Origin of the sequence: Mesorhizobium sp. M0088, from assembly GCF_040322895.1 — a bacterium.
In the GTDB taxonomy this organism is placed as follows: domain Bacteria; phylum Pseudomonadota; class Alphaproteobacteria; order Rhizobiales; family Rhizobiaceae; genus Mesorhizobium.
Genome location: NZ_JAMYUI010000020.1, coordinates 82,583 through 96,007, shown reverse-complemented (window position 1 = coordinate 96,007; position 13,425 = coordinate 82,583). Strand labels below are relative to the sequence as shown.

Annotated in this window: 15 protein-coding genes; 2 read left to right on the top strand and 13 right to left on the bottom strand. The window is 62.5% G+C overall.

Annotated elements, in window-relative coordinates:
* The 4 genes from NKJ67_RS23505 to NKJ67_RS23490 form a co-directional block, all read right to left on the bottom strand.
* A complete protein-coding gene (locus NKJ67_RS23505) occupies positions 1-1,209 on the bottom strand; it encodes a nickel/cobalt transporter (protein WP_352583359.1) in 1,209 nt (402 codons plus the stop codon).
* Positions 1,206-1,874 carry a DUF1007 family protein gene (locus tag NKJ67_RS23500; RefSeq protein WP_256745502.1) on the bottom strand — a complete coding sequence of 223 codons (669 nt, stop codon included), beginning with the start codon at positions 1,872-1,874 and terminating at the stop codon, positions 1,206-1,208. The genes NKJ67_RS23505 and NKJ67_RS23500 overlap by 4 nt, the downstream gene beginning before the upstream one ends.
* 82 nt (positions 1,875-1,956) lie before the next feature.
* Positions 1,957-2,856, bottom strand: a complete 900-nt coding sequence (locus NKJ67_RS23495; RefSeq protein ID WP_352583357.1) for a LysR family transcriptional regulator — start codon at positions 2,854-2,856, stop codon at positions 1,957-1,959.
* Between the two features lie 2 nt (positions 2,857-2,858).
* Complete coding sequence (locus NKJ67_RS23490) at positions 2,859-4,055, bottom strand: amidase (RefSeq protein WP_127326658.1); 1,197 nt, start codon at positions 4,053-4,055, stop codon at positions 2,859-2,861.
* A 540-nt stretch (positions 4,056-4,595) separates the two neighbouring features.
* On the opposite strand from NKJ67_RS23490, the gene odc2 reads away from it, so the two are divergent.
* Together odc2 and NKJ67_RS23480 are read left to right on the top strand one after the other, a co-directional pair.
* Positions 4,596-5,729 carry an ornithine/lysine decarboxylase gene (gene odc2, locus NKJ67_RS23485; protein ID WP_127320768.1) on the top strand — a complete coding sequence of 378 codons (1,134 nt, stop codon included), beginning with the start codon at positions 4,596-4,598 and terminating at the stop codon, positions 5,727-5,729.
* Positions 5,730-5,899: 170 nt separating this feature from the next.
* Positions 5,900-6,469 carry a GNAT family N-acetyltransferase gene (locus NKJ67_RS23480; protein WP_127270036.1) on the top strand — a complete coding sequence of 190 codons (570 nt, stop codon included), beginning with the start codon at positions 5,900-5,902 and terminating at the stop codon, positions 6,467-6,469.
* A gap of 91 nt (positions 6,470-6,560) precedes the next feature.
* Here NKJ67_RS23480 and NKJ67_RS23475 read toward each other — a convergent pair whose 3' ends face one another.
* The 9 genes from NKJ67_RS23475 to NKJ67_RS23435 form a co-directional block, all read right to left on the bottom strand.
* Positions 6,561-6,845 (bottom strand): SCP2 sterol-binding domain-containing protein, encoded by a 285-nt coding sequence (locus tag NKJ67_RS23475; protein WP_013529756.1) that lies wholly within the window; start codon positions 6,843-6,845, stop codon positions 6,561-6,563.
* Between the two features lie 198 nt (positions 6,846-7,043).
* Positions 7,044-7,559: a hypothetical protein gene (locus NKJ67_RS23470; protein WP_127270032.1), complete on the bottom strand. Its 516-nt coding sequence runs from the start codon at positions 7,557-7,559 to the stop codon at positions 7,044-7,046.
* A gap of 97 nt (positions 7,560-7,656) precedes the next feature.
* A complete protein-coding gene (locus NKJ67_RS23465) occupies positions 7,657-8,082 on the bottom strand; it encodes a hypothetical protein (protein ID WP_127270030.1) in 426 nt (141 codons plus the stop codon).
* A 13-nt stretch (positions 8,083-8,095) separates the two neighbouring features.
* Complete coding sequence (locus NKJ67_RS23460; protein WP_164748967.1) at positions 8,096-8,707, bottom strand: rod-binding protein; 612 nt, start codon at positions 8,705-8,707, stop codon at positions 8,096-8,098.
* Positions 8,695-8,850: a hypothetical protein gene (locus NKJ67_RS23455; RefSeq protein WP_164748966.1), complete on the bottom strand. Its 156-nt coding sequence runs from the start codon at positions 8,848-8,850 to the stop codon at positions 8,695-8,697. Before NKJ67_RS23455 ends, NKJ67_RS23460 begins: the two co-directional genes overlap by 13 nt.
* A gap of 46 nt (positions 8,851-8,896) precedes the next feature.
* On the bottom strand, positions 8,897-9,790 hold the full coding sequence (locus NKJ67_RS23450; RefSeq protein WP_127271704.1) for a carbohydrate ABC transporter permease: 894 nt from the start codon (positions 9,788-9,790) through the stop codon (positions 8,897-8,899).
* A gap of 1 nt (position 9,791) precedes the next feature.
* Positions 9,792-10,643 (bottom strand): carbohydrate ABC transporter permease, encoded by an 852-nt coding sequence (locus NKJ67_RS23445; RefSeq protein WP_372337954.1) that lies wholly within the window; start codon positions 10,641-10,643, stop codon positions 9,792-9,794.
* A gap of 193 nt (positions 10,644-10,836) precedes the next feature.
* The gene (locus NKJ67_RS23440) at positions 10,837-12,162 is read right to left on the bottom strand and encodes an ABC transporter substrate-binding protein (protein ID WP_352583353.1); all 1,326 of its coding nucleotides are present in this window, start codon (positions 12,160-12,162) and stop codon (positions 10,837-10,839) included.
* A gap of 36 nt (positions 12,163-12,198) precedes the next feature.
* Positions 12,199-13,284: an ABC transporter ATP-binding protein gene (locus NKJ67_RS23435; protein ID WP_127271287.1), complete on the bottom strand. Its 1,086-nt coding sequence runs from the start codon at positions 13,282-13,284 to the stop codon at positions 12,199-12,201.
* Positions 13,285-13,425 lie beyond the last annotated feature (141 nt).

The window sequence follows — 13,425 nt, the reverse complement described above, 5'->3', positions numbered from 1 at the left end:
CTATCCGCCGCTCGCCAAACTCGCCGACAGCAGCAGCAGTCCGAACAGGAACACAAACGCCGCGCCGCCGATCTCGACGATCGAGTGGATGCGGTTGCCCATGCGGCCGTCGCCGGCGAAATACACCGCCCAGTTCTTGGCGGTCACCGCCAGTGTCGCCAGTGCCGAAACGGTGATGGCCGTGCCAAGCGACATCGCCAGCACCGACAGCAGGCCGCCGAGCCAGAGGCCGTTGAGCAAGGCGAAGCTCAGCACGATCAGCGCGCCGGAGCAGGGGCGGATGCCGACCGCCGCCACCGCCGTCCACGCCGTGCGCCAGTCGAAGCGGTCGCCCGACAGCAGCGCCGGATCGGGTGCGTGCGAATGGCCGCAGGTATCGCAGACTTCGCCGGCCGCGTGATCGTGATGAGCGTGATCGTGTTTGGCATGATCGTGATGATCGTGCGAAGGGCCGTGCACATGGTCATGCGCGTGTAGCGCGTGCGAATGAGCATGCGCCGAATGGCTGTGAGCTGCATGGGAGTGACCGGCATGCGAATGCGCGCCGTGCGAATGGCCCCCATGAGAATGACCCCCATGAGAATGACCGGCGTGAGAATGGCCGGCATGAGCCGCCGACAGGCTGTAGGCCGGGCCCTTGCCGAACAGACGCAGGACGGCGGGGCCGAGTTTGCGCCACAGCAGCCAGGCGCCGAACAGGGTGACGAAGACAAAGCTCATGATCTCCATGAACCAGGCCGCGTCCGTCATCGAGACGGAGGTGCCGCGCAGGACGAAATAGGCGACCCCCATCACCGCGATCGCGGTCAGGCCCTGCAGCAGCGCCGAGACGAAGGACAAGAGGATGCCGCGCCGCAACGCCACCTCATTGGCCACCATGTAGGACGAGATCACGGCCTTGCCGTGGCCGGGGCCGGCGGCATGGAAAATACCGTAGGCGAAGGACAGGCCGACGAGTATCCAGATCTTGCTGCCGTCCTGGCGCATCGCCTTCATCGCCGTTGCCAGCGCGCGGTAGAATTCCTGCTGCCTGAGATTGATCCACATCAGGATATGGGCGAACGGGCCGGTGGTGGGCGCCATGCCGTCATCGACGCCGATGCCGAGCGAACTCTGGGCATGAGCGGCGTCGGCGAAATGCATCATGGCGACAGTGAGGGCCAACAGGCCGAATGCCAAACGCAGGGACGGTTTCGTCACCGGCTTCATCCTTCTGGCTGACAGGTCAGTTCGAGCTTGGTGGCGAAGATCTTGCTCATATCGGTGCCGGTCGGATCGTTGAAAAAGGCATCGGTGAGGGTCTTCTGGTTTTCCTTGATAGCCTCGTCCGGATCCGGACGGACCACCTTGCTGGTGCAGTTCGAGGGCAGGCCTTCAACCGTGATGTTGGAGTCCTCGGTGAAGTCGATCGCCGTGTAGAATGTCGGATCGTAGACGCCGATATCGATCTTGCCGTTAAGCTTGATCGGCACCTTCGGTTCGGACTCGAACAGGATGATCAGTTGATCGTTGTCGAAATTGGCCATCAGATGCGGCGGCGGCGTCATCGCCACGTCCTTGCCGTCAACGGTGACGAGCTGGAAGTAATTGAACTCGGCCAGCGAGGCATGAACGGTGTCGGCGACTTCCTTCAGCTCCTTGTCATCGAGCTTCAGGTCGGAGTTCTTGTCGAACTCCATCATCACGGTCGAGGAAAACAGATCGTCGAAGCGCCAGAGATGACGCAGAGCCTTCACGCTTTGGTGATCCGGGGAGAGAATCACATCGAGGCGGGCCTCGGCGAAGACATGCGGATGCACGTAAGCCGGTCCAGTGGCGGCAAAAGTAGCCGCCAAGGCCGAAGCCAGCATGATTGCGTGCCGTTTCAGATTCATTCTCGGTCCATAGGCCTCGGAAGAGTTGCCGAGAGTTACCAGAAAGGGGGCGAAATTGGGACCACGAGGCTATTGACGCCGGTCAGCCACCCTCGCGCGTCCTGAACCACTGCACCAAAAAGTCGACGAAGACGCGGACTTTCGCCGGCAGATAGCGGCGGTGCGGGTAGACGGCGAAGATGCCGCCGCCCGACAGGATACGGTCATCCATCACCGCCACCAGCCGGCCGCTCGCGAGGTCGGGCGCGGCGATGAAATCCGGCAGGACGGTAAATCCGAGGCCCGCCACGGCCGCGGCTCTCGCCGTCATCGGGCTGTTGACCTCGACCGGACCGGACACCGAAACGCTCACCGGATCGCCATTGTCGCCCTTGAACGGCCAGTTGTTCAGTCCGCGGCCATTGGTGTCGACGATGCAAGGCATGCGGCTGAGATCCTGCGGCCTTGTCGGCATGCCATGCTTGGCGATCAGTTCGGGGGAGGCGCAGAGCTTTATCGAAAACGGCGCCAGCCGCCTGGCGATCAGCGACGAGTTCTCCAGCCGCGAGATGCGCACCGCAAGATCGAAGCCCTCCTCGACCAGATCGACGAAGCGGTCGTCGAGCTGGATGTCGAGCACGATGTCGGGATGCTGCTTGGCGAAGTCGATCAGCGACTGGCCGATCGGCGCGTCGGCGAAGGTGCGCGGCGCCGACAGCTTGATCCGGCCGCGCACGTCGCCGGAGGATTCACGCACCGCGTCGGCCAGGCTGTCGACCTCGCGCACGATCTCAGAGGCGCGCCGGTAATAGGTGTGGCCGGCCTCGGTCATCGAGAACTGGCGCGTGGTGCGGTTGAGCAGCAAAGCGCCGAGTTCGTCCTCCAACTCGCGCACATATTTCGACAGCAAGGCCTTGGAGCGGCCGATCTTGCGCGCCGCCGCGGAAAAGCCCTCGGCCTCGACCACGTCGATGAAGGCACGCATGCGCGTCAGTGTGTCCATGGTCAGGCCTTTCGTGCCGCGTCGAGAAGTTTCCGGCCGAGCCGTATCAGGGCAATGTCGCTGCCGGAAGGGCCAAGCAGCGACAGGCCGAACGGGGCGCCGGCGACCGAGCCGACGGGCAGCGTGATCTGTGGAAAACCGGACAGGCCGGCCAGGCACAGAAGTTGGAGCGCCCGTTCGCGATAGGCCTGGAACTGCTCCGGCGTGCTGTCCACGTAAGGCGCCGGACCAGGCACCGTCGGCAGGACAAGGAAGCCGTTCTTGCCGAGCAGGGCGTTCAGTTCGCCGCGAAAGGTCAGACGTCGCACCTTCTCGGCCTGGGCTGTCCTGTCATCGACGGCGCGGCCAAAGCCGAAACGCTCCTCGACACCGGGGCCGAGGCCGCGCTCGCCGCTGGTGATCCATTCGCCATGCACCGCCCAGGCCTCCCTGGCCTGCAGCCGGCGAAAGCACCAGTAGAGTTCATCGGGAGATGAGGAGAAGCGCACTCCCGGCGTCACCGGCGCGCCGAAGACCTTGCCCGCCAGCCCCTTCATTTCACCATATTCGGCAAGCGCCGGTCGGGCGACCAATCCATCCAGCCAATCCAGCGCCAGCGGCCGGTCCAACACGTGCTGGTGCGGATCGCGGCCGAGCAGCAGCTTGCCGACGGTCTCATAGGTCTCGATGTCGTCGGCGAACCAGCCGAATGTGTCGAGGCTCGGCGCCAGCTTCATCGTGCCGTCGAGCGGAATGCGGCCATGCGTGGTGCGCAGCCCGATCAGTCCGCAAAAGCTCGCCGGGGCGCGGATCGAGCCGCCGGTGTCTGAGCCGGTGGCGATATCGGCCAGCCTGCCCGCCACCGCCGCCGCCGACCCCGATGAGGAGCCGCCGGTGACGCGGTCGGGTGCCGCCGGGTTCACCGGAAACGAGAAATGCGCATTCTGGCCGAACAACGCGAAGGCAAGCTCGTCGGTCTGCGTCTTGCCGACGAAGCGTGCGCCGGCATCGAGGATCATCTGCACGGCGGGTGCGGTGCGCGAGGCTGCGTGGCTTTCGGCGAATTTTTGCAAATTGCCGCAACCGGTGCGGTAACCGGCGACGTCGTAGATGTCCTTGACGGCCAGCCGCAGGCCGGCCAGCGGGCCGAGCTGGGCATGTGCCACTGGCATCTGGCGAAGATCGAGAAAGGCGTTGAGAGGGCCGTGCGTGCCTGTCATCGTTCGATATCCGGATACGGTTGCCGCAACATTGTTCGACGCCAGAAATTTTACAACCTGCGATACGATTTTTATTGATTGTGAAAGTCTTCGCCCTTATATCGCGCTTGCCCAAAGTCGCACGTGCCTGTGGGTGTCCGCCGATCCTCGAATGGTGAGGGAAATCGGTAAGGTAACTGGAGCCAACCCCTCCAGTCGGTCTAGCGGCCAACCGCCAGCCCGAGGACACCTTGAAGCAACGACGGTGCGGGCCTTTCTGGTGTTCTGCCGGTTGTCCAAAAACCGGGGTTACTGAAGAGGCACACCTTCATTGCCGGCAGTGCGGACGGGTCTCCCATCCAAGCCAAGGCAGACAAAGCGAACCGAGGCCGGGCAAGGCCAAGGTTCACCGCCGCGAGACGGCGCTTCATGGTTCCGGGGTCTCCACCGGCTGGTTCCATGGATATCCGTCCCGCCTTTGTCCACCGCGTGTTCGCGAGGCTGACAGCCCGCGTCCCGCAGCCTTATTGCGCGCCGAAAGGCGCTGATGGAGAGACCCCAATGGCCACCCAGCGCATCCTTGACTTCCTCGCCACCCGACGTCCGTCCGGCCCCTGCCTCGTCGTCGACCTCGATGTCGTGCGCGACAATTTCCGCGCCTTCGAGAAGGCGCTGCCCGATTCCAAGATCTACTATGCGGTGAAAGCAAACCCGGCACCGGAAATCCTGCGCCTGCTTGCTGCGATGGGCTCGTCCTTCGACACCGCTTCCGTTGCCGAAGTCGAGATGGCGATGGACGCCGGCGCGCCGGCGGACCGCATCTCCTTCGGCAACACCATCAAGAAGGAGCGTGACATCGCACGCGCCTACCAGCTCGGCATCCGCCTGTTCGCCGTCGATTGCGTCGAAGAGGTCGAGAAGATCGCCCGCGTCGCTCCAGGCGCGCGCGTGTTCTGCCGCGTGCTGACCGATGGCGAGGGCGCCGAATGGCCGCTGTCGCGCAAGTTCGGCTGCGTGCCGGCGATGGCCGTCGACGTGCTGCGCCATGCCAAGGGGCTCGGCCTCGACGCTTATGGCGTGTCGTTCCATGTCGGCTCGCAGCAGACCGACCTGACCGCCTGGGACCGTGCGCTGGCCGACGCCAAGGTGGTGTTCGCGACGCTCGCCGAAGAAGGCATCGTGTTGAAGATGGTCAATATGGGCGGTGGTTTCCCGACGCGCTATCTGCGTGACGTGCCAGCCGCCCAGGCCTATGGCCAGGCGATCTTCTCGGCGCTGCGCAAGCATTTCGGCAATGCGCTTCCCGAGACCATCATCGAGCCGGGCCGTGGCATGGTCGGCAATGCCGGCGTCATCAAGTCGGAAGTCGTGCTGATCTCGAAGAAAGCGGCCAATGACAATGTGCGCTGGGTGTTCCTCGACATCGGCAAGTTCGGCGGTCTTGCCGAGACGATGGACGAGGCGATCCGCTACCCGATCGTCACGCCGCATGACGGCACGGAGACCGCACCTTGCGTGCTCGCCGGCCCGACCTGCGATTCGGCCGACGTGATGTACGAGAAGACGCCCTATCCGCTGCCTTTGTCGCTGACCATCGGCGACGAGGTGCTGATCGAAGGCACAGGCGCCTACACGACCACCTACTCGGCGGTCGCCTTCAACGGCTTCGAGCCTCTCCGATCCTACGTGATCTGACGGCGCTTCCTCAGCGCATTTTCGGACGGCGAACCGGACACAACTTCGCCTGAAAATGCGCTGAGAGAGCCGATCAGATCATCCCGGTGGGCGCGTGTCGTCCACCCAGGCTCGCCTGTGGAACAGATCTCCGCTCGCCAGGGATTGCGGAAATGGAAATGTCAGTTGAAATGGAAATGCCAGTTGAAATTGGGGGCCACGCACCGGCCTCTGTGATGGTCGCCGAAACCGCCGCCGATGTTGCGGCGCGCGAGGCGTTGCTCGATCGGGCCATGGGGCCGAAGCGCAGGAAAAAGTCGTCGGAGAAGCTGCGGCGTGGCCGGCGGCCCTCGGAAGGCCTGGCCTTCGTCGCCCGCGATGCTTCGGGCGGCGTGGCCGGCACCGTGCGGCTGTGGGATGTCAGGCTGGGCGAGGGCGGTGCGGCCGTGCTGCTGCTTGGCCCGCTTGCCGTCGACCCGTCGCTCAAGAATGCCGGCATCGGCTCGGCGCTGATGCGCCATGCCATCGCCGAAGCGGCGCGTCTTGGCCATGCCGCTATCCTTTTGGTCGGCGATGCGCCCTATTACGCGCGCTTCGGCTTCTCGGCCGAGAAGACCGGTTCACTTGCCATGCCGGGACCCTATGAGCGGCACCGCCTGCTGGCGCTGGAACTGGTGGAAGGCGCGCTTGACGGCGTGCACGGCACGCTGAAGGCGGCCGGCCGCAAGCTGAAGGCGCAGGAACTGATATCGGCGGCCTGACACGAAGCCGGCAGCATTCATGCAAAAACGCCGCCCGAAAAGGCGGCGTTTTTTTGCACTTGGTGGGTGCCGCCTAGGCGGCTGGATGCCTTCAGCCGATCAGCTGGCTGAGCGCCATGGCGACGGTCATGTCGCCTTCGACCTTTATCTTGCCGGTCATGAACGCCATCGTCGGGTTCAGGTCGCCAGCGATCAGCGAATCCAGATCGTCGAGCGAGAGCTTGATGGTGCAGTCGGTGGGTGCATCGGTGTTCGAGACGGTTGCGCCGTCGATGACGATGACGCCGTCGCTGCCGGTGTCGAATTTCACGGAACGATCGAACCCGCTGCTGGCCACGCGCGACTTGATCTTCTCGGCAATCTCCTGAACGCTCACGCTGTTCTCCTTGTCTGGTTGCATCTGTCTCGCAACGGCGCTTCGATCCAGCCGAAGCCCATGCCGCGGTTTCGCGATCACGGTCGCTGCCGCATATAGCTTTGGGTTGACGTTTACGTCAACGCGAATTCGGGCGGTTGGTTCCTGCCGTCGCGGCAGGTGAGCCCCGATGAGACCGGGACTCCGAGCCGGGGCAACTCAGTGTTCCTTGAACGCCTTGGTCATTTCGCTCGCCGTCTCGCTTTTCTTGCGGCGCAGCCAGTTGTCGCGGATTTCGTCCTTCGACAGGAAATTGACCTGGTCGATCAGAACCTCATGCACCAAGGGCGCGCCGACACGCGCGTTGACGGTATCGCGGATTGCGGCGCGGAAGGCATCGAGATCGATCGTCGCCTTGTTGGTGAAGTCGATCTGCGGATTGGAATAGAGGTAGGAATAGACCTGGTCGGTGATCAGCGCTTCGGCCGGAATGGACAGCTTCTTTATCTGCTCGGGTTCGACGGTGTAGACGAGCTTGGTCAGGAAATAGCCGCCGATCTCAGAATCGCGGATCAGCGGCACCGAAATGATGTCGGTCTTGACGTAGTCGAGACCGCCCAGCATCGGCTTCGGCGTTTCGCCGACACCGCGCTCGCCGGCCGCCTGAAACGAATAGAACACGGCGCCGAGGGTTGCGGCGCAGATCCAGACGGCGATGGCGATGACCTTGATCATCGGCTCTTGTCAGTCCCTTGATCAGTCCCTTGCGAAGGCGACGCGGCACTGCGCCGTTGCTTCGGCAGTATCTCCCAAGTGTCGCTCGTGTTCGGCATCATGCCTTCATCCAGCCGAACTCGCCGGCGGAGTAGGTGCCGTCGGTCTCGGCGCGCTGGATGGCGTGCCGCAGCAGGCTGGCGACTTCGTTGACCGCGCTGAGATGCGCCAGGATCGCCGCTTCGTTCTTCGCCAGCTTCTGGCGCAGCCGGGTCAGGCCCTCGCGGTGCTGTTCGAGGAATTCGGCTTCGCTGCCGCCCTTCATGGCGCGCGTCAACTCGTAGAGGTAGCGGCTCTTGCGGGCGTTCGACGCCTTGAGATCATAGTTGGTCGCGTTGCGGATACCGGCCGTCTCTTCCTCGACCACTTCCTCGATGCGACCGATGATGGCGGCGAGGTTGCCGGGCCGCGCGAACGGGATCGGCGCTTCCGACGCGGTCGTGCGTGCTGGCAGATTGGGGGTGGATTCTGAAAAGTCGGCCATGGCGTTTCCCAGTTTAGATCTTGATGTTTGTTTTTATGGTCGTCTCGTCACCGGTCATCGACCCCGCAGCCTTGCGCTGCAATTGGTGGACCAGCGAGGTCGACAGGCTGTTTTGCTGGTCGATCTCGGTCTTTTCCAACCCGCCCGAGACCGGACCGACCGGAACCACGCGCTTGCCTTCGAGATAGTGGTCGGCAAGCATCGACTTGGCGATGCCGATGCCGCCGCGTTCGGCCATCACGTCGGCCACCCGCTCGGCAAGCTGCGATTTCCACATGTCGCCAGCCAGGCCCTTGCCGTAGACGCCCTCGGTGTCCTTTGGCAGCATGTTCTGGATGAAGGTCTGCAGCACCATCGCCTCGAACTTCTTGAATTTGTTGGCCGGGTCGGTTGCAGCGGCGGCCTTGTCGGCGGTGGCGCGCGACAGGATCGAGCCGGCATCGACCGAAGCGGCGGTGTCGAGTGAAAACGTGCCCGCAGCGCCGCCGGCCCGCTTTGCCAGCGCGGCGCGGGCGGTCTCGATATCCGCCGGGTCGGCGGCTCGGGCCACATCCATAACGATGTCGCTGGGTGGAGAAATCGCCAAGAAAGTCCGCCTTTTACCGGTTTTCCTTAGCCAGACCATGCCTCAACAAGCTTGTGGCAGGCTTGCGGGAAGGAGAGGGAGCGGAGTGCGCGGATCGGATCGAAGCTGCCGGCTTCGCGCCATCGGGCAGATTTTTCCATCGTCGCCTTTGGCCGGAAGCTGACGATCAGCTTGGCACCCACGAGCTTGCTTCGATGGTCCGCCGAGGGTGGGATTTCCGCCTCAGCTTCACTCCTTGACCGCCCCCGTCATCGAGGAGACGTAGTGCTCGACAAAGAATGAATAGAGCACCACCACCGGCAGGGAGCCGATCAGCGCGCCTGCCATCAGGGCTCCCCATTCATAGACGTCCGAACGTACGAGCTCGGTAAGCACGCCGACCGGCACGGTCTTGTTTTCGGACGATTGGATGAAGGTCAAGGCGTAGATGAATTCGTTCCATGACAGGGTGAAAGCGAAGATGCCGGCGGAAATCAGGCCGGGCACCGACAGCGGCAGAACTATCTTGGTCAGGATTTGCCAGCGGCTCGCGCCGTCGATCAGCGCGCATTCTTCCAGTTCGAAGGGTATCGAGCGGAAGTAGCCCATCAAGAGCCACGTGCAGAATGGAATGAGGAAGGTCGGATAGGTGAGGATCAGCGCGAACGGCGTATCGTAAAGCCCGAGGTTGAACACCATTACCGACAGGGGAATGAACAGTATCGAGGGCGGCACGAGATAGGCCAGGAAGATTGCCAAGCCGACCTGCCGCGCCCCGGAAAACCTCAAGCGCTCGATCGCATAGGCAGCGAACACCGCCGCCAGCAGCGACAGGAAAGTTGAGGCGGTCGAGATGATGATCGTGTTGAGAAGCCAGCCCGGATAGGATGTGTCGAAGAGCAGATACCGAATATGCTCGAGTGTCGGATTGACGACCCAGAACGGATTGAAATTGGCATAATCCGTCATCTCGAGATTGGGTTTCACCGCCGTGATCGTCATCCAGTAGAACGGGAACAGCAGCACGATGACGAAGATCAGGAGCGGCAGATAAACGGTGACCACGCGCCGGGGCAGGCTCTGGAGATAGCCCATGCCGCCTTCATCCGTGTTCGGACGATTGTTCGTTTCGATCGCGGCCATGTCAGTCTCCACCGCCCTGCTGCCATTTACGACGTTGCAGCCCGAAATAGCTGAAAAGGATCGCCGCTAGCAGGAACGGGATCATCGCCACCGCGATCGCGGCTCCTTCGCCAAGCTGGCCGCCGGAAATGCCCCGCTGGAACGAGAGCGTCGCCATCAGATGGGTGGCATTCACCGGCCCGCCGCGAGTCAGCACATAGATCAGCTGGAAATCGGTGAAGGTGAACAGGACCGAAAAGGTCATGGTGATGGCGATGATCGGCGTCAGCAGCGGCAGCGTCACATAGCGGAACAATTGCCAACGGCTGGCGCCGTCGAGCGTCGCGGCCTCGTAAAGCGATTGGGGAATCGTCTGCAGGCCGGCCAGCAGCGTGATGGCCACGAAAGGAATGCCGCGCCAGACATTGGCAGCGATCACCGAGGCGCGTGCGTTCTCCGGATCGCCAAGGAAATTGATGCGGTGATCGATCAGTCCCATTTCCATGAGCGCCCATGACAGGATGGAGAACTGCGAATCGTAGATCCACCAGAAGGCGATGGCCGAGAGCACCGTCGGCACCACCCACGGCAGCAGGACAATCGCGCGGAAGAACGATTTGAAGGGAAGGTTCTGGTTGAGGAGGAGCGCTAGCCAGAGGCCGAGCGCGAATTTCAGGATCGAGGCGCTGATCGTATAGAGCAAGGTGTTGAAGACGGAGAGCCAGAAGACGGCGTCGCTCCACAGATATTCATAGTTTTCGATGCCGATGAAGATGCCGGGGCGGCCGATGCGGGCGTCGGTGAAGCCGAGCCAGACGCCGAGCCCCAGCGGATAGGTCAGGAAGACAAGCAGCAGTGCAGCCGCCGGAAGCATGAAGCCGAAGCCAAGTGCGTTCCGGCTTTCGCTCCAGCGCGATAGAAGCCGTGAGAAGATCGAAGGTCGCGGCTGGATAGCAGCTGACGGCACGGCCATGGATTGGCTCCTGCTGAGGTCTCATTGATAGGCCGGATCGGCCGCGACGCAATCCGAAGCCAGCCGGGCAGCGGCGCTGCCCGGCTGAGCCGGCTCAAACGCGATAATAGCGATTTGCCCGCTTCTCGGCCTCTTCCATTGCCTCTTGCGGCGTGGCCTGGCCGGTCACCGCTTTGGCGAACATGTCGACCAGCACGTAGTCGGCCATGGTTGCCGCCGAGGCATAGCCGAGCGGCCCGGCATAGCCGTTAGGCCGCAGAGTAGCCGAAGCCTTGGCGTAAGCGGCGTTGTTGGGATCGGCAGTCCACACGGGGTTGTTGTCGAATGCCTTCAGTGTCTGGCAGCAATATCCGGCCGAGGAGGTGATCCAGTCCTTCATTTGCGGTTCCTCGAACATGAACTGCAAATACGCCTTAGCCGCGTTGGGGTAGGGCGTGTAATTGAAGATGACAGCCGTGGTCACCTGGAACAATTCGACGGATTTGCCGACGGGACCGATGGGCAGGTTGGTCGTGCGTATGTCCTTGGCGATTTCAGCCAGCTTTGGATCTTTGTCCTTATTGATCTTGGCCGTGTTGTAGGCGGAAATTCCATTGGCGATCACCCCCAGTTCGCCGGCCAGGAAGGCGCGGTTGTTGTTGACGTCGAGCCAGCTTTCGGTGCCTGGAATGAAGGTCTTGTAAAGTTCCTGCGCGTATTCGATCGCCTTGAGGGTCTCGGGGCTGTTGATCGTTACCTTGCCACTCTCGTCGACCATCTGGCCGCCATGGCTCCACAGCAGCCAATGAGCATAGTTGTTGCCGTCACCGACGCCATGGCCATGCGTGAAGCCGGCCGGATGTCCCTTCGCTTGCAAGGCCTTGCAAAGTTCCAGGAAGCCTTTCGTGTCCTTGGGAAACTCCGAAAAGCCGGCCTCTTTCACCCAGCTTTCCCGATAGACGATGGCATTGCCGATCGTGGCCAGGGGCAGGCCGACGAACTTCCCGTCGCGTGTCGCATATTGCTTAGGTCCCTCGTGCCAGCCGCCATATTTCGAGCCGAGATACTCGCCCAGTTCGCTCACGTCGTGCAGCTTGTCGGGATATTGGTGCGGGTCATCGAACCAGACGAACATCAGGTCGGGGCCGGACCCGACATTTGCTGCGACCGCCGCCTTGGGACGAATGTCCTCCCAGCTTTCCTTGTCGACGCGAACCTCGACACCTGTCGCCTCGATGAAGCGTTTGGTGTTGGCCAGCCATTGGTCCTCATCGCCCTGGACGAAGGGCGACCAGCGCAGCAGTCTAAGCTTGGCGCCATCCTCGGGTTTGTATTTCAGTCCGTCCTGGGCAAGGGCCGGAGAGCTGATGAACCGACTTCCCAAGGCACCCGCCGCCGCGCCGGCGGTGGTGCGGATCACGTCGCGTCTGGTGAACTTCATGCTCGTTTCCTCCTGTTGTTGTCCTTGCCTGTGGTCCTACTGATCGATACGTGTCTGGAATCTCTGTCCGGTTTCTGCGTGAAAGAGATGGATAAGGCTGGGCTCGGCCGTAAGCCGGATGGTTTCGCCCGGCGTAAAGGAATGTCGTTCCCGGAAATTCGCGACGATCTCTTCGCCGCCGGCTGTCCGGCCGATGAGCTGCACTTCGGACCCGGTTGGTTCAACCACCGCGACGGTGACCGGAATGCCCTGGTCGTCGGACAGCCGCAAATGCTCGGGCCTTATTCCCAGCACCACAGGCTCGCCGTTGCGGATGGAAAGTGCCGAGGCCAACGGGACCGAAATCCCCCCGGCGCCGCGGAACGAGGGTGAGCCGTCGGTAGCGATCTCGCCCCTCAGCAAATTCATGGCCGGCGAGCCGATAAAGCTGGCGACAAAAAGATTGTTCGGCCGGTCATAGAGTTCCAGCGGCGGCCCTATCTGCTCGACGATGCCGTCATGCATGACCACGATCTTGTCAGCCATGGTCATGGCTTCGATCTGATCGTGAGTGACGTAGACTGTCGTGGTCTTGAGGCGCTGGTGCAGTTCCTTGATCTCGGCGCGCATCTGCACCCTGAGTTTGGCGTCGAGATTGGACAGCGGTTCGTCGAAGAGAAAGACCGCCGGATCACGCACGATCGCGCGGCCCATTGCGACGCGCTGGCGCTGGCCGCCGGAAAGCTGCCGAGGATAGCGCGCCAGCAACGGTACCAGCCCAAGGATTTCGGCTGCGCGGCGCACGCCGGCATCGCTCTCCGGCTTGGAAACTCCTTTGAGCATCAGCGAGAACGCCATGTTCTCGGCGACGGTCATGTGTGGGTAGAGCGCATAGTTCTGGAAGACCATGGCGACGTCGCGCTCCTTGGGCGCAACGTTGTTGACGACACGTTCGCCGATCGCGATCTGGCCGCGTGAAATCTTTTCCAGGCCGGCGATCATTCTGAGGAGGGTTGATTTTCCGCAGCCCGACGGTCCGACCAGAGTGACGAACTCGCCGTCCTCGATGTTCACGCTGACCCCGTGCAGGATCTCGACAGCGCCGAATGATTTATAAACTTCGCCAATTGCGACAGACGCCATCGATCCTCCCAACAAATTCCCGCGACGTCGTCGAAGGAACAACGCTTCCGCTAGCGACAGCCCTGGCTCCTCCCAGGCTCACGCTAGGCCGAAACGGTAGCGCTACCAAACCGGGCTGTAAAGCGTTTACGGGAAAGCCGA